The sequence below is a fragment of the Vibrio sp. 10N.247.310.23 genome (assembly GCF_041467155.1).
Classification (GTDB): domain Bacteria; phylum Pseudomonadota; class Gammaproteobacteria; order Enterobacterales; family Vibrionaceae; genus Vibrio; species Vibrio crassostreae_C.
The window spans coordinates 182,170-204,848 of sequence record NZ_JBFSTZ010000004.1 but is presented as its reverse complement, the minus strand read 5'-3'; the positions used below and the strand labels follow the sequence as shown (position 1 = coordinate 204,848).

The following is a 22,679-nucleotide window of genomic DNA, read 5'->3' as shown; positions in this document are numbered from 1 at the left end:
CTCAGTTAACATCGAACAAACCTTTAAATACAGAAAGTTAGAAAGCTAATTTTTTAAAAGCAAATTAAAAAGTAAGTGCACTCTGCCATTCACGAATCCATGGCTTACGCTTAGCTGCAATTTCTTCGGGCGTAAAGCTTAGCGCTTTCTGAGGAACCGTAAGTTGCTCGAACCCTTTTGGAAGCTCAATATCGGTCACTGGGTACATCCAGTTGCCTGTTGGCATCGCCGATTGGAATTCATCACTTAGGATAAACGCCATAAACTCATCAGCAAGCTTTTCGTTCTTGCTGCCTTTAACCTTAGCGGCCACTTCCACTTGAGTGTAATGCCCTTCTTCGAAGCTTGCTGCTGCATACTTAGAATCGCTTTCAGCAATAATGTGGTAAGCCGGAGACGTTGTATAAGACAACACTAAATCCGACTCGCCTTCTAGGAACATAGAGTAAGCTTCAGACCAGCCTTTGGTTACAGTCACTGTTTTCTGAGCAAGCTTCTTCCATGCTGCTGTCGCTTCATCACCGTATACTGATTTCATCCAAAGCATCATGCCTTGGCCTGGTGTTGATGTACGTGGATCTTGGTAGATGACCTTAAGTTCATCACGCTGCTCAACCAGTTCTTTCAAGCTCTTCGGCGGGTTTTCCAGTTTCTCTTTATTGTAAACAAAAGCAAAGTAGCCAAAGTCATAGGGTACAAAAGTGCTGTCGTTCCAACCATTAGGAAGCGTTACCGATGACGTATCAACATTATGCTCAGCCAATAAGCCCGTCGCTTTCGCTTCAGCCATCAGGTTGTTGTCGAGACCTAGCAAGATATCGGCTTTGCTGTTGCCGCCCTCAAGACGTAAACGGTTCAGAATAGACACGCCATCTTCTAGAGCGACAAAATTCACATCACAACCACACTTCTCTTCGAATGCTTTTTCAACGGCAGGACGAGGGCCCCAATCCGCAGCAAAAGAGTCATAGGTGTATACAGTCAAAGTGTTGTCTGCAGCAAAGGCAGAAAAAGAAATAGCTGTAGTAACAGCAAGGGTAGTTAATGTGAATTTCACTGGACGCTCTCCATGGTCTGAGCGGCACAGGTTTGAGGGAGGAGAACGGTAGAGGTTGTTCCTAACTCAATTCCTACGCCAGCATTATCTGGTTCAGGTTTACGGGTCCCAAGCACCTGCTTGATCTCAGCTCGCATTCATTATTTGAATGGTTCGCTCCCCGATGAGTGTTCAGAATTGTAATTTGATTTTTAACAATAAGCTATCAAGTTTGGATCAATTACGTTGATCGTAACCCCAACGTGGCACTAAACCTTGTTCGATACCAAGGTGATCTAGAATACGCGCCACCATAAAGTCGACCAGATCTTCAATTGACTTGGGTTGATGATAAAAACCCGGAGCTGCAGGCATGATCGTTACGCCCATGGTCGAAAGTTTGTGCATGTTCTCGAGATGAAGCGTCGAAAATGGCGTCTCGCGAACCACCAACAACAATTGGCCTCGCTCTTTCATGACTACGTCTGCTGCTCGCTCAATCAGGTTATCTGATAGACCATGAGCAATCGAAGCCAAGCTTCCCGCTGAACATGGACAAACGACCATCTGTTTAGGTGCTGCTGAACCAGAGGCAACCGGCGAGAACCAATCATCTTTGCCACACACCACCAGCTTTTCAGGGTCGCAGCCAAGATGTTTAACCAAAGCTTGTTTCGCCGCATCTGGCCCAGCAGGTAACTTAAGTTCATGCTCGGTCGCCAATACCACTCGCGCTGCCGATGAAATCAGCAAGTAGACCTGATAGTCGGCTGCCAAAAGGCATTCAAGTAAACGCAGGCCATAAGGCGCACCAGATGCGCCAGTGAAAGCAAGGGTTATCGCTTTATCGTGTTTTGTCATGTTCTCAATTACTTCAAATTATAAGGTCGTGGATGCCGTTAGCCTTTGAGTGCCAATCCATCCAACAGTTTTTGATGAATGCCACCAAAGCCACCATTACTCATTACCAAAATTTGGTCGCCAGCTTGTGCCTCTGAGACAATTTTAGCAACGAATGCATCCATGTCATCACTCACGTGTGCCGGTTGGTGACAAGCGTCTGCAACATCTTGAACTGACCAATCAATGTTATCCGGTTGGAATAAGTAGGTAGAATCCGCCTGCTTCAACGAATCAGCCAGTATTTCTTTGTGCACACCACGTTTCATGGTGGCAGAACGAGGCTCTAAAACGGCAATGATTTTCTTAGTGTCGACCTTATTACGTAATCCCCCGAGCGTAAGTTCAATCGCCGTTGGATGATGAGCAAAATCGTCATAAACAGACACACCTGCCACCTCGCCTTTAAACTCCAAACGGCGCTTAGTATTAATAAAGGTAGCTAGTGATTCACAAGCAAGGTCAGGTGTCACGCCCACATGACGTGCAGCTGCAATCGCCATCAAAGCATTATTTACGTTGTGGTCGCCCACTAAATCCCAATTTACGGTTCCAACACATTCATTTTGGAAGTAAACCTCAAATTGAGAGCCATCTTTGACCAGTTTCTTGGCATCCCAGTCGCCTTGCTCGCCACTCGATTCAGTTTCACTCCAGCAACCGCGAGCTAGAACATCTTCAATAGCGCTGTCTTGCTTAGGTGAGAAAATGCGACCATTGCTTGGCACAGTACGCACCAAATGATGAAATTGTCGCTTAATCGCTTCAAGATCGTCAAAGATGTCCGCATGATCAAACTCTAGGTTATTCATCACTAAGGTTCTTGGGTGGTAATGAACGAACTTAGATCGTTTATCGAAAAAAGCACTGTCGTATTCGTCGGCTTCTACCACGAAGAACATGCTTTCACCAAGGCGAGCAGAGATACCAAAGTTACCCAACACTCCGCCAACTAAGAAGCCCGGTGCATAGCCACAGTCTTCCAAGATCCAAGCCAACATGCTTGATGTCGTGGTCTTACCGTGCGTTCCCGATACCGCTAACACCCAACGGTCATGCAGTAAGAACTCTTGCAACCACTGAGGACCAGAGGTGTATCTAAGGTTGTTATCCAACACATACTCAACACACGGATTACCGCGGCTCATTGCGTTACCGATAACCACGAGATCTGGCCTTGGTTCTAATTGGCTAGGGTCGAACCCTTCAATAATTTCAATCCCTTGTGATTCCAACAAGGTGCTCATTGGTGGGTAAACATTCGCGTCACTACCCGTAACCTTGTGACCTAATTGACGAGCCAATACCGCAGCACCACCCATGAAGGTGCCACAAATTCCTAAGATATGAATATGCATAAATTGCTTCCAAACGCTTGGCTAAATAAACAGTGCCTAATTAAAACGGCTTGCACTCATTATCATTAAATGGCGATTAAAAGCGAGCGGCAATGCAAAACAAATTGAGTCGACATAGTAAGTGAGATCTGTGTCGCTTAGTTCATTACCATTAAAAAGATCTAACCTTTAGAATTTAGGTAAGCGTCTAGATGAATAAAGCCCACTCAAGAGGCCGAATCTACAGTGCTCAAATCCCCCCTAATATTGAGAGAAGTTTAAGGAAATAACATGTCTGAGATGCGCACCCTTGGTGAGTTCATTGTTGAGAAACAGAGTGACTTCCCCCATGCAAGCGGTGATCTATCATCCCTTTTGTCGTCTATTCGACTTGCTGCAAAAATTGTTAACCGTGAGATCAACAAGGCTGGCCTAGTCGACATCACTGGCGCTGTTGGTACAGACAACGTGCAAGGTGAAGAGCAGCAAAAGCTAGACCTTTACGCGAACGACAAATTTAAAGCGGCTCTAGAAGCCCGTGACCAAGTTTGTGGTGTTGCAAGTGAAGAAGAAGACGAAGCTGTCGCCTTCAATAAAGAGCTCAACAAAAACGCAAAATACGTTGTACTGATGGATCCACTAGATGGCTCATCAAACATCGATGTAAATGTATCGGTTGGTACAATTTTCTCTATCTACCGTCGAGTATCACCGATCGGTACACCACCAACACAAGAAGATTTCTTACAGCCCGGACACAAGCAAGTAGCCGCGGGTTACGTGATTTACGGTTCTTCAACCATGCTTGTATACACAACTGGTGCTGGCGTAAATGGTTTCACCTACGATCCATCTCTGGGTACTTTCTGTCTATCTCATGAAAACATGATGATTCCAGACGAAGGCAAGATCTACTCGATCAACGAAGGTAACTACATCCGCTTCCCAACCGGTGTTAAGAAGTACATCAAATACTGTCAGGAAAGCGAGCCAAGCGATAACCGCCCTTACACGTCACGTTACATTGGTTCTCTTGTGTCTGATTTCCACCGTAACTTGCTAAAAGGCGGCATCTACTTATACCCAAGTACAGAGAGCCACCCTCAAGGTAAATTGCGTTTGCTTTATGAATGCAACCCTATTGCTTTCCTTATGGAGCAAGCTGGCGGTATTGCATCAGACGGTGCACAGCGTATCATGGATATCAAACCAACTGAGCTACACCAACGTGTGCCTTTCTTCGTTGGTTCAACAAAAATGGTACGTAAAGTAGAAGAGTTTCTTGAGCTGAACCCTGAGTAACCCTCTCATTTCATTCTCAAACTAACGCTATTAAAAAGCCAGCACCTCAGTGCTGGCTTTTTGTTGTCTCGTAAGGTGATTAACTAGTTAGGAATCATTGTTCCGCTGACACCAGTTACCCGAAAGTATTTCTTTATTAGCTGTTAGATCAAGCTGATACAAATATACCCATGCTAATCCAAATATAGTCTCTATTTGCTCGCGACGATACTCAACAGGAACATCTTCTAGCCGATCGAGCGACTCTAAAATTTCGTCGTTAATGATATAGACCTCACCAGCGACACTTTTCTTTCCCAAAATCATCGCCGGATAGGCACCTAAATCAAAAAGTGCGTATTCCTTAGGTGTATCAAACTGCCCTAATAAATCGCAGCCCTGCAAATAATGGTGATTGGACTGACCTTGCCTCAAGGTTCCATAGACAAAAACAAGATGCTGCATATGCCCTCCCATACGGCTCTACTCGAACTCAAATTGATAGAGAAGATCCACAGCACTGTCTAGGCCAGAAACAGCTTCAACATAGAGATCCTGCATCAATCTATAACGAACGGTAAACTCACCTAACGAGTTAAAGATACCCACACCATACTTCACCTGTAAGCCAGGCAGGATGTAACCACTTACCGTCACTTGAGAGTCATCGCCAGAGCCTGCAGTATCCAGTTGCAAGTCCTTTACACCAAAGGCTTCACCGATTTCACCAACAACCTTACCACTCTTCGCTAAACTCAAACCGATTAAAGTCGTTGTCATCGAACCGCTCGACTCACCGTCGATATCTTGGCCACGCAAAATATAAGACAGTGCGTTCGCTTGTGGCATCGCTGGGTCAGAATAAATCTCGATGGTAGGCTCTGTCGCAGGGCCAGTCACTCGAATACCAGCGGTCACGTCATCCTGAGTATTATCAGGATTACGAATCGCGTTGATGGCTACGTATGGCTGATCCGGTGGTCCATTCATTAGGATCTTACCCTCTTCGATCAAGAGGTCTTGCCCGAATGATTGATAAGTACCATCGACGATGTTCACTTCACCTGTAATAAATGGACCTTGGTCTTTTTGAGCCACGTTGAGCTTACCGACCAAATCACCTTCAAGACCGAAGGCAGACAGTTTAAAGTCATCACCAATGGAGATATTAATATTCGTCATCACATTGAATGGAATCGTATCTTCGTTTTCTGGCTCTAGATCTTTATTCAAAATAACCTGATCAGAAGAGACGCCAACCGCTGACGGTGGTAAATCTTCAACAACAATTCGTCCCCATGGTAATGCAATATCACCGGTGATTTTCGCCAGATCTGGTGTGACATCAATAGTCATATCAGGTACGACCTTCACCTTAACCATCGGTGGGATATCAACCATCAACTCATCAGCGAAAACTCTAACGTTCGAATGCCATGCTTTAAGATCTTGCCAATCTCCGGTTCCCTCAATATCAAGGTGACCATCAGGTGTTTCGACATTCGCATCCAGTTTTGCACTATAACCATCAAAGTCGAGGTCGATGCGGCCATCTTTCACATCAACAGGCGTAACATCGCCTTTGACTTGAATACCATCAACAGAGAATTGACCAAAGACTTGAGGGTGCATCAGAGAGCCTTTAACTTGAAGATCACTCTCAAGGTCGGCTTTCAATAAGCTGTATTCACCTAGAATTGGTTGTAAGAAATCAAGATGGAACGTGGTCAGCTTAATTGCCGCATCGACCATTTTGTCTTCGGCAAGAATATCCGGTAACGACACCGTGCCAGACAGGTCACCATTGTCGGAAACATCCAACTTAAAATCGGCATCCAGTTTGTTGTCTTTCAGTTGGGCATTCAATGCAACGCTTTCCCAACCCAGTGTGATTGGCTCACCCACTTGTTGAACAACCTGACCTTTCGGCATATCAACGCTTACCGTGACTTCAGGCTCATCTTGTTCAGACCACTTTGCATGAGCAGTCGCATTGACTAAGCCCTGTAATTGCGTCTCTTTAGGCACAAAGGCTTTAATCTGCTCGAAATCGAATTGATTGATGGCTACCTTGGCCTCACCCGATTTTCCGACACGAACGTCTTCATCCAAACACACGCTCGAACCCGATTGTTTCCAACAGTGCGCTTGAACATCGGCAAACTGTTTATCAACATCCGCATTTATCGCGACAGGTTGATCTAACACCCAAGGACCTTGCTGAGTGGTGATTTTGACTCTGTCTAACGATCCATACCAAATAAGAGAAGGCTTTTGAATCAACTCTCCGGAAATAGCTAAGCTTGTAGACACGATGTCGGATATCACATCAAGTGTCACTGTGTGTTTCTTCTCACCACCACTCACCGTGAGATCAATGCTTTTTACGCTCTGATCTTGATAGGTTAGGTTGTTAGCTTTTAATTCAAGATCAGCTTGAGCTTCAGGCAATGGCAGAGGAACCACAGAACCATTAAGCGACAAGGATTCTAGTGTTGCTTCGTTATTCCAATCTACCTTATCCACATTTAGAGCGAGATCGACTTCAGGCTTTTTCGTTGGACCACTGAGCTGGATGTTACCAATCACTTTACCTTTCAAATCAGGGACGCTTTTTACAAGCTCAGGGAAGTGAATCTCAACACCCATGTCCCATTTCTTATCAAGCTCACCCTGAGCCTTAATCGAGTTAACACCGTGAGCTAAGCTCAAACCACTGGTTTTCAGTTTTGGTTCACCGCTCGCGCTGCGATCCGACGCTGACAACTGACCTTCGATATCCAGAGGGTATTCTCGCAAGATCCCTTCAATATCCAATTTAGGCAGTTCAATCGCCCAGCCGCCCGCTTCCGTCAACTCACCTGAGGTGACGATGTTTCCACTAATGTTGCCCTCAGCTTCTGGCCACTGCAGACCCGGTTGAATATCTTTGAGTGTCACGTCAGCTTGCCAGTTAACGAGACTCTTCCAGTTCGCTTTAACGACACCGTTAAGCTCACCGCCTAGCGTGTTGAGCTTTAGACGCTCGAGAACAATTTGTTCCGTCGTGCCTTTACCCTGTAGATCGATGGCTAATTCAGGGATTTCCTTACCATCGGCTTCACCTTTAAGAAGAACATTAAAACCATCTAGTGAGCCATCAGCTTTAAATTGCTCAATTGTCGCTTGGTAATCGCTTTTTCCGGTAAGGGGCCACTGTGCTTGTCCGCCCTCTAAAAGAAGGTCAAATGGCAGAGTCGGTTCTAAGGGTTGAATATCCCCAGACAACTTTGCCTCAATCAGCTCAGAAAATTGGGAGTCTAGGTTTAGCTTAGCCACGCTGCCTTGTGCTTTCAGGGACAACTTCTGCCCAACAAGGTCGGTTTCTTTCACCAACGCATCCAAAGAAAGTTCTAGCGGGTAACCGCCCTTGAGCTCAACCTTCGTGGTTAGATTGGCGCTTGCTTGTGGCATATCGAGTTCGAGAGTTGAAACATCAACCGTGTGTTTGCCCGCGCGAGCTTCTAGCCCAAGGTGGTTAACAACGATTGGTGTTTCTTGTTCTAAGGTGAAACGGTTGAGGTCAAAACGCTCCAATACAACCTGCAGAGGAATCCAGACTTCCGGCAATTCGATAGCCGTTTTAACGGCAGCTTTTGGCTCAACCTTTTCTGCTTGCGGTTCTTCTGTCGACTCCGCGAGTTTAACCTTAAGATCATTGAATAAGGTTGGCGATACAGTTAGCTTTTCGCCCTGCATACTCAAAGCCGTAGAGAACAAGCTCCATTCAATTTCATGCCCTAAGATATTCAACTTGATATCAGACAAAGCGATACGGTTGATTACGATTGGCAACGGTGTTTTTACCGATGTTACGGGCGGAGTAGGTTCTGTTTCTTCTGTAGAGGCCGGAGGCAGTTCAGTAAATGCGAAGTCCAATCCTTGAATCGCTAAACGATCGACACACAACTTAGGGTCGAGCAGACAGCGAGGATTAATCGCCAAGTTCAGCTTTTGAACTTTGGTGTCTATATGCAGGCTGTCATCTTTAAACTGAACATTATTAAGCGTAAAGCTCGGGAACAGAGCCCCTTTAGTGCTTTCCACTTTAAGCTGTGGCAACGCTTTTTCAGCGCCCCACAACACAGTGTTCAACCCTGGATTGGTGAACAAAACAAAACCTAGCAAGGCTATCAACAACAGCAAAATAGACGTCAATGAGATCGACGTCCACTTGATGTACTTGCCCATCACTTTGATCATAATTCTGGCCCTAAACTAAAGTGTAACTGGAACTCATCACCTTTTTCTGCATCTAGACCCCAAGCAAAATCTAAACTCACTGGACCAACAGGTGACGCCCAACGAACACCGACGCCGGTGCCGTGTTTCCATTCGGGTTTGTCATTAAATGCATCACCAATGTCGTAGAATGCTGCGCCCCACCAGTTTCCAACCAAGCGGTATTGGTATTCAAACGAGCTGGTTGCAATGAATTTGGCACCCGTTAGTGCGCCACTTTCATCTCGAGGAGAGATCGACTCATAACCATAACCACGAATGCTATTGTCACCACCAGCAAAGAATCTTAGGGAGGGAGATAGCTTATCAAACTCGTCGGCAAAGTTGCCGCCAAATTGAAGTCGAGTTAAGCCTCGGTGATTGTCGCCAATGCTTCGAATCCAAGCGGTTTGACCTTGAAAACGAACAACCTTAGTTTCAGATAACAAGGTATCATCACCCGCTTCAACCATAATGGTTTGTTTATCGCCCCACATCGGCATCGAACCGCCTCGCGTTCGAGTGCGTGAGAAAGAGATACCCGGCAGCACAAATTGCGCTAAATCATCCTGCAAACCTTGCTCATAGTTTTCGACCAAGTATCGAATGAAGACCGTGCGTTGCCAACCGTTATCCAGTCGCCAATATCTTTCTAGCGCTAAGTTTGACTCCAAACTCTTGGTATCACGATTATCCAAGTTTTTCATACCGTACTTAACTTGATAGTAGTCGTTCAGCACGTCATCCAGAGGGATTTTATAGGTAGCGGTAATCGTCTGTTCAGGTTTAGAAATCGACAGGCTGCTATTGAAGCTATGGCCTTGTTCATTAACCCAAGGTTTTTTCCACTTCAGAGTGCCTTTTACGCCAAGGTCGGTGGATACACCGATACCCGTTTCGATTTGGTTACGAGCTTGCGGAGCAAGGCTAACCTTCATCGGGATCTCTCGGCCTTCGCCTAACTGGCTTAAATCTGGTTCAACAAATACCGAGGAGAACCAATCCGTATTGGACAGGTTTTGGTTGTACTCACCGACTTTGGTGATTGAGTAAGGTTCGCCATCCTCAAATGGTTTAAGTGACTGCACCTTATCTTCTTCTATCTGGCTACCAGTAACCTGAGTAGTACCAAAGTGATAGCGGATACCACTGTTATAATGAAGACGAACATAAGCGCGGTTCAATTCAGGAACGACTTCTAGCTTACTAAGATCATAAGCACCATCGAAGTAGCCTTTCGCTAAGCCAAGGTTGCGGATCGACGATTTCAAAGAGTCATAATTACCATGATTCAGAGTCGAACCTTTAGACAAGCTACTCTTCGCTATCAAGGCTAAAAAGTCTGGGTCATCCTTGGCTTCACCAGTTAGAACGATATCTGAAGTATAAATAACAACAGGCTCTCCCGGCTCAACCGTAACGGTCATTTCGGTATCATCTTCGGAGTGAGTAAATGTGATTTTAGGGTGGTAGTAGCCTAACGCATTCAGGGCTTCTTTAATCATAGATTCCAAGCGGGATTGGAATCTTAGTGAAACCGAATACTCTTCTTCAGGGATCGCACTCAGATAAGCATCAACATTATCCTCAAGCGCTCCATCTAGCCCTTTGATTTCAAGGGAAACGTCAGCGAAAGCAAGCGTCGATGACAATAGAGTGCCAATCAGAACTGGTAAAGTTTTTCTTATCATGTTTAATTGGTGAAGAAGTTATCAATACGTTAATAAGTGAAAAGAAATAATACCGCTAAATAGGCATTGAGTCTGTAATAAATCCTGGAATAACACGGTCTAATTTAAAGACTTATTCAATATTGACCAACAGTTAATATGAACCCACGTTAAATAAAAGCCAGCGCGGTAAACGTATGCGAAAAGGAATATAACATGCTAAACAAACAACAACTGGTTTCTGCAGCAACCGCACTACCGGGAAATGCTGACCCAATTCGAATCACTGAGCGCCATTTCGTCAATCAAACCGACCTGCTCGATGCACCCACGGGCTCTCAACAAGAAGTCCTGTTTGGTATGGGGTGCTTCTGGGGAGCTGAGCGTTTGTTTTGGCAATTGGATGGCGTTATTTCAACATCCGTTGGTTACGCTGGCGGATACACAGTTAATCCCACTTATGAACAAGTATGTACTGGGCAAACCGGCCATACCGAGGTCGTTCGTGTCATATTTGATAGTGAACAAACCTCTCTAGCTCGAATACTTGAAACCTTTTGGGAGCGTCATGACCCAACTCAAGGGATGCGCCAAGGCAACGATTTAGGGACTCAGTACCGTTCTGCGATTTACACCTTCAGTGAAGAACAACAATCTATCGCTGAGCACTCTAAACGTGAATATCAACGAGCAATGACTGAATCTTTAGGCAACGAGATCACGACGGAAGTTCTGCCTGCTGGAAAATATTTTTTCGCAGAAACCTACCACCAGCAATACCTAGCTAAAAATCCGAATGGGTATTGCGGGTTGGGCGGTACGGGTGTCTGCTTCCCTCCGCAATAATGTGCGTTAGGCATACAAGCTAGAACAACATCCATTAAAAAAAGGGCTTCCATCAGGAAGCCCTTTTCATTGTTAATCTATTCGGTGCAAGACAAATCGATAAAGCTCAGTTACACCGGCAACGCTGCAATGGTGCCGTTAACTTCTTTAAAAATAGTGAGCTTTTGTTTGTCTGAAACTTCAGGAAGTAGCACCTTGCCTTGGTCGAAGCGAAACTCTCCAACACCTTCAATAGCAAATTGGCCTTTGAACAGGACTTTAACGAAACGCGCCACCTGACGTGGACGGTAAGTAGAAAATTTTCTTAACATAATACAACCTCAATTCCATTTGAGTACTACAGTCACATACCTGAACAGCGTCGCTGTTCAAAGCACATTTAATCGCTAATTCCTTTAGCAAACAGCAAGATAATCTATTGTTCATCTTGATATTGATGCATTATACCTTTTGGTAACAAGCCTGCAACTTCTTTCTACGTCGTACGATAAAAAAGTTAAAGAGGCATTTTTCAAATTTCATATTATACTTCCTGTGCAAACCAATAAGCGGAACAAAAATATAATGAAAAACAAAACTCTACTGGCTTTTCTAGCCGCAGCCTCTCCACTCTTCGCCAATGCTCACAACCTATCAGTAGGCGCTACCCTGCCTGCCGTCGATGTAAGTAACTATGGTGAGATTGTTCTAAACGACGGAAATACTGGATATCAAGCTTGGGCAACCAATGATCTTCTAGGTAAAGTTCGCGTCGTTCAAGCTATCGCTGGCCGCAGCAGCTCTAAAGAGCTCAACGCACCACTGATGGCAGCCATTACCGCATCGAAATTCTCAGAAGACAGCTACCAAACCACCACTATCATCAACCAAGATGATGCGATTTGGGGTACTGGGTCTTTTGTTAAGTCCTCTGCCGAAAGCAGCAAAGAAGAATTTCCATGGTCTTCTATGGTCCTAGATGAAGACGGCGCCGTTGCGTCAACATGGGCTCTAAAAGAAGAAAGCTCTGCGATTATCGTTCAAGACAAGCAAGGTAAAATCTTGTTTGTAAAAGAAGGTGCATTAAACGAATCAGAAGTCACTCAAGTCATTGAGTTGATTAAAGCGAGCCTTTAATAAGATATTCGCGTCTTTTTCGAGACCTAACCAAAGGATATTGTTATATTATAACAGTATCCTTTTTTTAATTCTGTGGTTAATCATCCTGATGTGGCAAAACACACCCAACAATGTGAAACGCAAAACAGGCTTCTTGCTTGGGCTTATGCTCATGTTAAGCGTGTTAGCCGCAACACACATTGTGGATATCGCACCAGAGCACCACACTTCACACCATTGTGAGCTGTTTTCGCTTAATCAGTTCATCACAGCGCACTCACTACCACAGATTCCAGAGTTCCATTCGGAATTTACTGTCGCTATTACAGAGTCAGTAACTTCACTACAGCGGCTATATTTCGCTTATTTGGCACGCTCACCTCCTGTAAATATCGCTTAATTACCACTACTTTTTAATTAACCTTTATTCAGGAAAAAACATGAAACCTACTTTTTTAGCCGTTGTTATCGGCATGACTGTCTCTACAAATGCTCTAGCTAACGAAGAATTCCGCTCTCATGATGCACACGTACATGGCCAAGTTGAAGTAAACATCGCGCAAGATGGGCAAGAATTGCTTGTTGAAGTAACAGCTCCAGGCGCAGATGTGGTTGGGTTTGAACATGCTCCAAAAACTGCAGAACAGAAGAAAGTGTTTGAACAGGCTATCGCACAATTAAACAAGCCAGAAGAGCTGTTTAGTTTTAACAATGCGAGTTGTACTCTGAAGTTCAAGTCAGTAGCAAACACCTTAGAAGGCGGTCATGACGACCATGAAGGCCATGACCATGCGGAACACGGTTATGGCGACCACAAAGACCATGATCACGCTGAACACGATCATGACGACCACAAAGACCATGACCACGCTGAACACGATCATGATGACCACAAAGACCATGACCACGAAGGTCACGACCACCACGATCACTCAGAAGGTGGCCACGGTGAGTTCACTGTTGAGTACCACTATGAATGTTCAGATGTTGCTAAGCTAGACACAGTTAGCACTCAGTGGTTCTCTAAGTTCAGCAACACTGAAAAAATGACGGTGAACCTACTAACAGACACAGCTCAAGTACAAGAAGTGCTTAACGCAGAGCGTATTAGTTTCCGATTCTAATCACTCCTAGATCGGATTAAACGTAAAATAAACAGCCAGGTAAGTCATCGCTTACTTGGCTGTTCAAATCGGTGTGTTCCTGGGAATTTATGTTTCAAATTACTGTCCAGTAGATACACCGCTTTAATTATTGGAGCTAGCATGTCTTCTGACAGTTCATCACTTGTGGTCAAACTCGAAAATATCAGCTTTCGTTGGAAGCCTGAATTACCACCAACGCTAGAGATCCCCTCTCTTCACATCCAAGCCCAAGAGCACCTTTTTATTAAAGGGCCAAGTGGTTGTGGAAAATCAACTTTGTTAGGGCTACTGACCGGAATCAACCAAGCTGAGCAAGGAGAAGTCTCTATCCTTGATCAAGACCTCACTCAGCTTACACCTCGTCAAAGAGATAAATTCAGAGCCGATCATATTGGTTATATTTTCCAACAATTTAACCTGCTTCCTTATCTATCAGTTATCGATAACGTGACGCTTCCTTGCCAGTTTTCACAGATTCGTAAACAGCAAGTCGCTGAAAGCCAGAAAAGCTTACAAGAGACGGCTCGAGAGTTGTTACTCCGATTAAAGCTACCTCAAGCTTTAATGGACAAGCCCGTTACCGAGTTGAGCATCGGTCAACAACAACGTGTTGCTGCCGCTCGTGCTTTGATCGGCCAACCCAAAATCATTATTGCCGACGAGCCAACCTCGGCTTTGGATCATGACAACCGAGAAGCTTTTATCGAACTGTTGTTAGAACAAGCCAACCAGGCAGGTTCTACTCTTATCTTTGTTAGCCATGATCCAACACTAGAAAAGTTGTTCACTCGAACCATAGATTTAAAAACCGTTAACCAAGCTAAGGTTGTCGTATGAAAGTAATTACTCACTTAGCCTTAAAAAGCGTACTCAACCGTAAAGCCACAGCCATTCTAACTATTCTCACTGTGGCTGTATCCGTCATTCTATTACTCGGTGTGGAACGTGTAAGAACCGAAGCTAAGAGCAGCTTCGCCAATACGATTTCAGGTACTGACCTTATCGTCGGTGGCCGCTCTGGTCAGGTAAACCTGCTGCTTTATTCCGTATTTAGAATCGGTAATGCGACCAACAACATCGACTGGAAAAGCTATGAAGAATTTAGCCAGCACAACGCAGTAAAGTGGGCGATACCAATATCATTGGGCGATTCACACAAAGGCTTCCGTGTGATGGGTACAAATCATAGTTACTTTGAAAACTATCGCTATGGAAGTAAGCAATTACTTACTTTCCAACAAGGTAAAGAGTTTAATCAGCTATTTGACGTAGTGATTGGTGCCGACGTCGCGAAGAAGCTAGATTACAAAATAGGTGATCAAATCATTCTTGCGCACGGTATCAGTGATGTTGCGTTTAGCCGTCACGATAATCTGCCCTTCAAGATTGTGGGAATACTCGCGCCAACAGGAACACCAGTAGACAAAACCGTACACGTATCGCTAGAGGCAATCGAAGCAATTCATGTTGGCTGGGAATCAGGTGCCAACCTCGGGCACACACCGAATGCTGAAGCGCTAAAGCAACGTGACTTCCAACCGAAGCAGATTACCGCGATGATGGTTGGCCTTAAATCGAAGATCCAAACCTTCGCACTGCAACGAGAAATCAATAACTACCGCCAAGAACCTTTAAGCGCCATTATGCCGGGCATTGCGCTTCACGAATTGTGGGGAATGATGGCTGTAGCAGAACAAGCACTACTGATTGTTTCAGGGTTTGTTGTCGTCGCCGGTTTATTGGGCATGCTCAGTAGCCTACTCACTAGCTTGCAAGAAAGGCGCCGAGAGATGGCCATCCTACGTGCGATGGGCGCAAGACCTCATCATGTGTTTGGTTTACTGATCAGTGAAGCCAGTGCGCTAACCTTCCTTGGCATTACATTAGGTGTTGCAGTATTGTTTGCGCTGATCGCAGTGGTTGCTCCTATTGTGCAACAAAGTTATGGTATCAACATATCGATATCCGCAATCACACCGCATGAGTGGAAACTGCTTATGCTGGTACAAGTTGCTGGAATCATTATCGGCTTTATTCCCGCTTTCAGGGCTTACCGCCAGTCATTGTCTGATGGCATGACGATTCGAATCTAAAATAGGAACCTACGATGCAACGCAAATTCCTACTGATACTTGGGCTACTTCTGTTCCCATTTATCAGTACAGCTCACGCTGAAACCACTCAGAATGACGAATCGGTATTAACACTTGAATGGATTGATTTGATTCCAGAATCAGAACGTGCTCAGCTAGATTCATTTGGTATGCCGATGGTTGACCACAATAGTATGGACAAACCTCAACAATCGACACTTGGTGCTGTTCGCCCAGAGCTGAATGGCAGCACAGTGAAGATTCCTGGCTTTGTGATTCCATTGGAAGGTGATGAGAATATGATCACTGAGTTTCTGCTGGTACCGTACTTTGGCGCATGTATCCACGTGCCACCGCCGCCACCGAACCAAATCATCTACGTGAAGTTCCCGAAAGGTGCACCAATACAGCAGTTATGGGATGTGATCTATTTGGTCGGAACGCTGAAAACTGAGTCAATCAGCCATGACTTAGCGCAAACCGGTTATCTTATTGAAGGTACTGCGATTGAAGAGTATGACGACATGTAGTCATTAGAAGGGTGGCTCAAGGATGAGCTGCCGTCACTGAACGAGTGTGATCATTCAATAACAGTTTAATAACGATAATTTTCTTCTGAATTACGCGATGTAATTAGATAAGTAAGCTAGAACAGCGACATAAATCGCGAGTAATAACCCTATACTAAGCTGTTTCTTCAGCTTGTTATCATTGACTTGATTCATAACTCCTCCTTGAGAATTACAACAAATTTAACATTTTATTATCATTAACAAAAGTAAAATTTTGTTGAAACCTTCAACTATGCTCGCAAAATCTAGCCACCAATAAGATAAAGAGTTACATTTTAGACAGTTATACCAATCACAATAAGTAAGTGTTCAGAAATAGCGTAGGAAAAAGCCTTGAGAACAAGGCGGAGCTTTTTGATAAGTGGTTATTCTACAATCAAAAGTTCTAACGCAGTTATCAAGCGTTTTAACAAGCTAGGCTGAGCAATTATTTACTACGATTGGTTTTGAGTCGTCTCCTAACGGTACTCTTATGTCAAAAACCAAACAGCCAGTGATCATTGAGCATGCTAGCGACACACAGCATAAGCATGAGAAAAAGCCTCATATTGCCGACAGTGCCAGCAGAATGCTGCACATCGCACAAAGCTTCGGCCTCGATTCCTTAATTAGTCATAGTGCCAAGCCAAAGGATAAAGCTGAGAGTACGCTTATCGAACGGGCACTATTGCGAGAGAAAAAACGTAGAGAGCTTCGCCAAAAGAACCTAGAACAGATTCTAAAGTTGGCGCACTCTTCATGTAAGGATGAAGCGGCTGGAGACCCGGATCAGGACTGGTTATACCGTTTCTTCGACATGGCACAAGAGATCCACAATACATCGATGCAGAGGCTATGGGCTCAAGTACTGAAACGAGAAGTCACCAACCCAGGCTCGACGTCGATGAAGGCACTGCAAATCTTAAAAGACATGACACCAAAAGAAGCGTTAACCCTACAAAGGGCAGCATCACTGGGTTGTAGCTTTGGTAGCGATAACAGCAGAAAGCTCTTACTCGGCTTTAAATCTCATGCTGGGCTATTCAACTTTGGCAAAAGGGACACCACCAACACCATCAACCTTGGTGGGCACAACCTGCCCTACTCCAGCTTGCTCCACTTGATAGAGCTCGGGATTATTCTGGGCACAGAATTAGAATCCGGAGAGATTGATTTCGATCCAGCCCTGCACCTAACCTATCAAGGTAAGAGCATGTCACTGGCACCATTATCAAAAGGCGTGAAGCTGGTTTACTACCGATTCAGCCCTACAGGCAATGAGCTTTGTACCTTGCTCGGTAACAAGCCAAACACGCAGTATTACGATCAACTGATTGCACTATTGAGCCAGAAATTCACAGTACAGACAGAAGTGAAAAGCAGCGTGAATTACACCGTCTAGACACTCTACGGAGCTAAAATAGACGATGTAAGAAGTGAAGTATTAAGAGGAATAAAGAGAATCTAGGGGATAGGTTTCTTGTCTCGGTAAACCAAGGCTGTACTACTTATCAGTCATGAATAAGTCGATAAGTAAGTGAACAGCCTTAGTCGTACCAACGATCTCAATTGGCTAAAATATTTCGCTTCTCCAACGCATCAATACACAGTTCGACCAATTCATCGAGTGTCTTCTCACCTGCAGGTAGATCAATCTCAGGGCTCAGAGGCGCTTCGTACACTGAACTAATACCTGTGAAGTTCGGGATTTCTCCGGCACGTGCTTTCTTATACAGACCTTTAGGATCACGCTGTTCGCAAACCTCTAATGGCGTATTGACGAACACCTCAAGAAACTCACCTTCCGGCAATAAATCTCTCACGAGTTGCCTTTCAGCTTGATGCGGAGAAATAAAGGCTGACAACACGATCAAACCCGCATCTGCCATCAATTTAGCAAGCTCACCAATACGACGGATGTTCTCTCGACGATCTTGCTCAGAGAAGCCAAGGTCGCTACATAAGCCATGACGCACATTGTCACCATCCAATAAATAAGTATGGTAACCAAGCTGTGCCAAACGATTTTCTAATGCTCCAGCGACTGTCGATTTACCAGAACCAGACAACCCCGTGAACCAGAGCACGGCTGGCTTTTGTGATTTCAGATCCGCGCGAAATGTTTTATCAATCGAGTGTTGATGCCACACAACATTCTCATCTTTGGGTTTGAGTACTGCGGTCATAATTAGTCCTTTAAATAAACAGCATTAAAATGGGAAAAAATAAGGAATTAGGGTCAGCACCAAGCCCGAATATACAATCGAGATTGGAATGCCGATACGCAGATAATCCGTTAAATGGTAATTACCTACGCTATAAACAAGTAAGTTGGTTTGGTAGCCGTATGGAGAGATAAAACTGGCACTGGCACCAAACAGTACCGCCATGATGAACGGCATAGGGTCAACGCCATAACCTACTGCCATACTGTAGCCAATCGGAAATGAGAGTGCTGCAGCCGCATTATTGGTCACCAGCTCTGTCAAAACCAAAGTCATAAAGTAGGTAGCAACTAACGCACCGAATACGCCCCAGCCATTAAACGCCTCCATAAACATCAGCCCCATCCGCTCAGATAAACCCGATGAAATCATCAGTTGAGCAATAGAAAGTGCAGAGCCCACGATCACCACAATATCGACTGGGAAACGGCGGCGGAGCTCACCCAGTTGCACCACGCCAAATGCCACCAGCAACAGTAGAAAACCAGCTAAGCCTTTGATAATAGGTACTGCATCGATAAGGGCTAAACCAATCACGCTAGCAAAGCCGAGCAACACGAACGTCGATTTGTCGGCATCAAGCTTGGCACTCGAATCTAAGTCATTCATCAACACAAACTCTTTGTTGTGTTGTTGGCGCTGTTCTTCAAAGCGTTTACCTGGAACCAAAATCAAGGTATCACCAGCGGTCAATGTGATATTCCCTAGCCCACCTTCTAGGCGTTCATGGCCACGACGAATAGCAACCACAACCGCATCGAAACGATCTCTAAATTGGCTGGTTTTTAGGGTTTTGTTACAGAAGCTTGCCGACGAACTCACCACCACTTCAACAAAGCTCTGGCCATTCAAATGATGCTGACCAAACAGAGTCAGTCCTTGAATTTCTTGCAGTGTCGCCACGCTCTCAACATCACCACAAAACAGCAATCGGTCACGAGCTTGAAGAATAAAATCAGGGTCAATCGACGCGGTGGTTTTACCGTCTCGAATCACTTCGGCTAAGAACAGTTTTCTAAGAGCTCTAAGATTATTTTCACTGACGCTACGGCCAACTAATGGAGAACCTGGCTCAACTCGCGCCTCGAGAAAGTAAGGCAGATCATCTTGAGAACCATCATCGTAGCTGGGTAGAAAATAGCTAAGAGGAATAAGGATCAATACCCCACCGACCAAAACCGCTAAACCGATCAAGGTAGGTGTGAAAAAGTTTAAGCTCGGTAAACCTGCATCTTCAACAAAACTATTGATGATCAAATTGGTAGAGGTGCCGATCAATGTCAGGGTGCCACCTAAGATGGCAGCGTATGACAAAGGGATAAGTAACTTAGACGGCGCGTGCTGTTGATTACGTTTGATCGCCCCGATCAAAGAAACAACCACCGCGGTGTTATTAGTAAAAGAAGAAAGTAACGCTGTAGAAATACCCAACTTCGCAACCACGGTACCTAGCCTACCTTCAGAGATATTGCGGCTAACCCAGCTGATTAAGCGAGTTTTCTCCAACGCACTTGATGCGAGGATCAGAAGAATTAAAGTCAGTAACGAGGAGTTAGTGAAGTTATTAGCCAAGCTCGACAAGTCGATCATGCCAGCCATAAAAGCAATAAACGCCGCGCCAGCAAAGATAAAGCTTGGCTTAATACGGGTAACGAGCAGGCAAGTAATGATGCCGAGCAAAATCGCTAATACAAATCCTTGTTGCCACATATACTCGTCCTTTATGGCGGAAACGATCGGTTTCCGCCTGATTCAATAAGCTGTTACTTGGTCGTTTATGACTTCAGTAGTTGGCTTAGATCTTTGGCATCCCAATGAGGGAAATGTTTGCGAACCAATGCGTTGAACTCAAGTTCAAATGCAGAGAAGTTACCGACTTGCTGTTCAACAGAGTCCAAACGGTCTCGAATCAAACCCGCACCAACCGTCACGTTGGTTAGACGGTCGATAACGATGAAGCCACCGGTATCCGCACTCTCACGGTATTTATCCAATGCAACAGTCTCGTTCAAAGACCATTCACACAAGCCAATACCATTCAGTGGTAACTCATCGACAGCGTGGGTCGACAGGTTGTTGATGTCATATTGGTGGCGAACTATTTCAACCTGACCGACGGTTTTCTTGCCTGCGATCTTGATGTCGTAAGCTTTGCCCGGTTGCAATGGTTGCTCTGTCATCCACACGATGTCAGCCAATACGTGGTTAGTGGATTCAATCTGCGCGTTTTCTAGCACAATCAAATCACCACGACTGATATCAATCTCATCTTCAAGGGTCAGTGTTACTGCCAAGCCCGCTTGCGCAGACTCCAAATCACCATCAAAAGTTACAATGCGTGCAACCTTAGAGGTTTTACCCGACGGCAGCGCCTTGATTTCATCACCGACACTGACACGGCCAGAGGCAACGGTGCCAGCAAAACCGCGGAAGTCTAAGTTAGGACGATTGACGTACTGAACTGGGAATCGGAATTCACCTGCCGAACGCTTTTGGTCAATGTCGACGTTCTCTAACACTTCTAGCAGAGATGGGCCTTCGAACCATGCAAGCTCTTTACTTGGTGCAGCAACGTTGATGCCTTCAAGCGCCGATACTGGCAAGATCTGAATATTGGTTTCGCCTTCTAGGTTTTCTGCAAACTCTAGGTATTCATCGCGAATTTCTTCAAAACGATCTTGCGCGTAATCCACGAGATCCATCTTGTTTACAGCAACGATGAAATGCTTCAAACCAAGCAGGTTAGAGATAAACGAGTGACGACGTGTTTGATCCAGAACGCCCTTACGAGCATCAATCAAGATCACCGCCAGATCACACGTTGAAGCGCCTGTTGCCATGTTGCGCGTATACTGCTCATGCCCAGGAGTATCAGCAATAATGAACTTACGTTTTTGAGTCGAGAAGTAGCGGTAAGCCACATCGATCGTGATCCCTTGCTCACGCTCAGCCTGCAGACCATCAACAAGCAGTGCCAAATCAGGTTTCTCACCTGTCGTTCCCACTCGTTGGCTATCCGAGTGAACCGCCGCTAGCTGATCTTCATAAATCTGTTTTGTATCATGGAGTAAGCGACCGATTAGCGTACTTTTACCGTCATCTACCGAGCCACAAGTTAAAAATCTAAGCATAGATTTATGCTGATGCTGACTTAGATAACCTTCAATCCCTAGTTCAGCCAATTCGGCTTCTACTGCACTATTCATTTTTCTTTCCTTAGATTCTTAGAAATAACCTTGGCGCTTTTTCAGCTCCATAGAGCCCGACTGATCATGGTCAATCGCTCGACCTTGACGCTCACTAGACGTCGCCACCAGCATCTCTTCAATAATGCCCGTTAGCGTATTCGCCTCAGATTCAACCGCTCCGGTTAATGGGTAACAGCCTAAAGTACGAAAACGAACGCTTTTCTCTTCAATCACTTCACCTTCTTGCAGCTCCATACGGTCATCATCAACCATGATCAGCATGCCATCACGCTCAACTACAGGGCGTTTGTCTGAAAGGTAAAGTGGAACAATATCGATGCTCTCTAGATAGATGTATTGCCAGATATCGAGCTCAGTCCAATTAGATAGCGGGAAGACACGAATGCTTTCGCCCTTATTAACCTGACCGTTGTAGGTGTGCCAAAGCTCTGGACGCTGGTTTTTTGGATCCCACGTATGGTTCTTATCACGGAAAGAATAAACACGTTCTTTCGCACGAGATTTTTCTTCATCACGACGCGCACCACCAAAAGCCGCATCGAACCCATACTTGTTTAACGCCTGCTTAAGGCCCTGTGTTTTCATGATGTCAGTGTGCTTCGAAGAACCATGTACAAATGGGCTACAACCCATCTCAATACCTTCTGGGTTCTTATGTACTAAAAGGTCGAAGCCGTACTTTTTAGCCGTACGATCACGAAACTCAATCATCTCGCGGAATTTCCAATCCGTATCTACATGCAATAGCGGGAATGGAATCTTGCCTGGATAAAACGCTTTGCGAGCTAAATGAAGCATCACAGAAGAATCTTTTCCGATGGAGTACATCATCACTGGGTTATCAAACTCAGCCGCTACTTCACGGATAATATGAATACTTTCCGCTTCGAGCTGTTTTAGGTGGGTTAAACGTTCTTGGTCCATTTCAGTGCTTCCTTTAAGGCTCGCGTTACGAGCAATTCATTACTTGGTCTTGCCAAGCAAGGGATTTAACTCATCCACTTGAGTGAATGGGAGTATTGGCACTA

Annotated in this window: 20 protein-coding genes and 1 riboswitch; of the genes, 9 read left to right on the top strand and 11 right to left on the bottom strand. The window is 45.1% G+C overall.

What is annotated here, in order from left to right; translation table 11 throughout:
* Positions 1–64: 64 nt before the first annotated feature.
* From thiB to mpl, 3 genes are all read right to left on the bottom strand, one after another.
* Positions 65–1,057 carry a thiamine ABC transporter substrate binding subunit gene (gene thiB, locus AB6D93_RS04755; RefSeq protein ID WP_102333028.1) on the bottom strand — a complete coding sequence of 331 codons (993 nt, stop codon included), beginning with the start codon at positions 1,055–1,057 and terminating at the stop codon, positions 65–67.
* A gap of 53 nt (positions 1,058–1,110) precedes the next feature.
* A riboswitch (TPP riboswitch) is annotated at positions 1,111–1,230 on the bottom strand.
* A 43-nt stretch (positions 1,231–1,273) separates the two neighbouring features.
* On the bottom strand, positions 1,274–1,897 hold the full coding sequence (locus AB6D93_RS04750) for a flavin prenyltransferase UbiX (protein ID WP_016787846.1): 624 nt from the start codon (positions 1,895–1,897) through the stop codon (positions 1,274–1,276).
* A gap of 38 nt (positions 1,898–1,935) precedes the next feature.
* Entirely contained in the window at positions 1,936–3,294 is a 1,359-nt protein-coding gene (gene mpl, locus AB6D93_RS04745) for a UDP-N-acetylmuramate:L-alanyl-gamma-D-glutamyl-meso-diaminopimelate ligase (protein ID WP_065584318.1), read from the bottom strand.
* Between the two features lie 270 nt (positions 3,295–3,564).
* Here mpl and fbp point away from each other — a divergent pair, with 270 nt between their 5' ends.
* Positions 3,565–4,575 (top strand): class 1 fructose-bisphosphatase, encoded by a 1,011-nt coding sequence (fbp, locus tag AB6D93_RS04740; protein WP_008220458.1) that lies wholly within the window; start codon positions 3,565–3,567, stop codon positions 4,573–4,575.
* A gap of 87 nt (positions 4,576–4,662) precedes the next feature.
* On the opposite strand, the gene AB6D93_RS04735 is transcribed toward fbp, so the two are convergent.
* From AB6D93_RS04735 to AB6D93_RS04725, 3 genes are read right to left on the bottom strand one after another with little or no spacing between them, the layout of a single operon-like run.
* Positions 4,663–5,019, bottom strand: a complete 357-nt coding sequence (locus AB6D93_RS04735; protein ID WP_017069403.1) for a gamma-glutamylcyclotransferase — start codon at positions 5,017–5,019, stop codon at positions 4,663–4,665.
* A gap of 18 nt (positions 5,020–5,037) precedes the next feature.
* Positions 5,038–8,796, bottom strand: coding sequence for a translocation/assembly module TamB domain-containing protein (locus AB6D93_RS04730; RefSeq protein WP_102333027.1), 3,759 nt, complete (start codon positions 8,794–8,796; stop codon positions 5,038–5,040).
* The gene (locus tag AB6D93_RS04725) at positions 8,793–10,505 is read right to left on the bottom strand and encodes an autotransporter assembly complex family protein (protein ID WP_102333026.1); all 1,713 of its coding nucleotides are present in this window, start codon (positions 10,503–10,505) and stop codon (positions 8,793–8,795) included. Before AB6D93_RS04725 ends, AB6D93_RS04730 begins: the two co-directional genes overlap by 4 nt.
* A gap of 195 nt (positions 10,506–10,700) precedes the next feature.
* Between AB6D93_RS04725 and msrA the strand changes: the two genes are divergently transcribed.
* Positions 10,701–11,330 carry a peptide-methionine (S)-S-oxide reductase MsrA gene (gene msrA, locus AB6D93_RS04720; protein WP_017058899.1) on the top strand — a complete coding sequence of 210 codons (630 nt, stop codon included), beginning with the start codon at positions 10,701–10,703 and terminating at the stop codon, positions 11,328–11,330.
* Positions 11,331–11,440: 110 nt separating this feature from the next.
* On the opposite strand, the gene AB6D93_RS04715 is transcribed toward msrA, so the two are convergent.
* Positions 11,441–11,641: a DUF1107 family protein gene (locus AB6D93_RS04715; RefSeq protein WP_017058898.1), complete on the bottom strand. Its 201-nt coding sequence runs from the start codon at positions 11,639–11,641 to the stop codon at positions 11,441–11,443.
* 253 nt (positions 11,642–11,894) lie between these two features.
* Between AB6D93_RS04715 and AB6D93_RS04710 the strand changes: the two genes are divergently transcribed.
* From AB6D93_RS04710 to AB6D93_RS04680, 7 genes are all read left to right on the top strand, one after another.
* Positions 11,895–12,446, top strand: coding sequence for a YtfJ family protein (locus tag AB6D93_RS04710; protein WP_017063723.1), 552 nt, complete (start codon positions 11,895–11,897; stop codon positions 12,444–12,446).
* A 91-nt stretch (positions 12,447–12,537) separates the two neighbouring features.
* Positions 12,538–12,828, top strand: a complete 291-nt coding sequence (locus AB6D93_RS04705; RefSeq protein WP_017063722.1) for a DUF2607 family protein — start codon at positions 12,538–12,540, stop codon at positions 12,826–12,828.
* 40 nt (positions 12,829–12,868) lie between these two features.
* Positions 12,869–13,552, top strand: a complete 684-nt coding sequence (locus tag AB6D93_RS04700; protein ID WP_102333025.1) for a DUF2796 domain-containing protein — start codon at positions 12,869–12,871, stop codon at positions 13,550–13,552.
* Positions 13,553–13,693: 141 nt separating this feature from the next.
* Positions 13,694–14,410 carry an ABC transporter ATP-binding protein gene (locus AB6D93_RS04695; RefSeq protein WP_017058894.1) on the top strand — a complete coding sequence of 239 codons (717 nt, stop codon included), beginning with the start codon at positions 13,694–13,696 and terminating at the stop codon, positions 14,408–14,410.
* The gene (locus tag AB6D93_RS04690; RefSeq protein WP_102333024.1) at positions 14,407–15,666 is read left to right on the top strand and encodes an ABC transporter permease; all 1,260 of its coding nucleotides are present in this window, start codon (positions 14,407–14,409) and stop codon (positions 15,664–15,666) included. The genes AB6D93_RS04695 and AB6D93_RS04690 overlap by 4 nt, the downstream gene beginning before the upstream one ends.
* 14 nt (positions 15,667–15,680) lie before the next feature.
* Positions 15,681–16,196 carry a DUF3299 domain-containing protein gene (locus AB6D93_RS04685; protein WP_017058892.1) on the top strand — a complete coding sequence of 172 codons (516 nt, stop codon included), beginning with the start codon at positions 15,681–15,683 and terminating at the stop codon, positions 16,194–16,196.
* Between the two features lie 514 nt (positions 16,197–16,710).
* Positions 16,711–17,619, top strand: coding sequence for a TIGR03899 family protein (locus AB6D93_RS04680; protein WP_017069397.1), 909 nt, complete (start codon positions 16,711–16,713; stop codon positions 17,617–17,619).
* 163 nt (positions 17,620–17,782) lie between these two features.
* Here the strand turns inward: AB6D93_RS04680 and cysC are convergent, their stop codons facing one another.
* The 4 genes from cysC to cysD form a co-directional block, all read right to left on the bottom strand.
* Positions 17,783–18,403, bottom strand: a complete 621-nt coding sequence (gene cysC / locus AB6D93_RS04675; protein ID WP_102333023.1) for an adenylyl-sulfate kinase — start codon at positions 18,401–18,403, stop codon at positions 17,783–17,785.
* 24 nt (positions 18,404–18,427) lie between these two features.
* Positions 18,428–20,152, bottom strand: a complete 1,725-nt coding sequence (locus AB6D93_RS04670; RefSeq protein ID WP_017067554.1) for an SLC13 family permease — start codon at positions 20,150–20,152, stop codon at positions 18,428–18,430.
* A 65-nt stretch (positions 20,153–20,217) separates the two neighbouring features.
* On the bottom strand, positions 20,218–21,648 hold the full coding sequence (gene cysN / locus AB6D93_RS04665; protein WP_102333022.1) for a sulfate adenylyltransferase subunit CysN: 1,431 nt from the start codon (positions 21,646–21,648) through the stop codon (positions 20,218–20,220).
* Positions 21,649–21,666: 18 nt separating this feature from the next.
* On the bottom strand, positions 21,667–22,611 hold the full coding sequence (gene cysD, locus AB6D93_RS04660; RefSeq protein ID WP_226088532.1) for a sulfate adenylyltransferase subunit CysD: 945 nt from the start codon (positions 22,609–22,611) through the stop codon (positions 21,667–21,669).
* Positions 22,612–22,679: the final 68 nt, after the last annotated feature.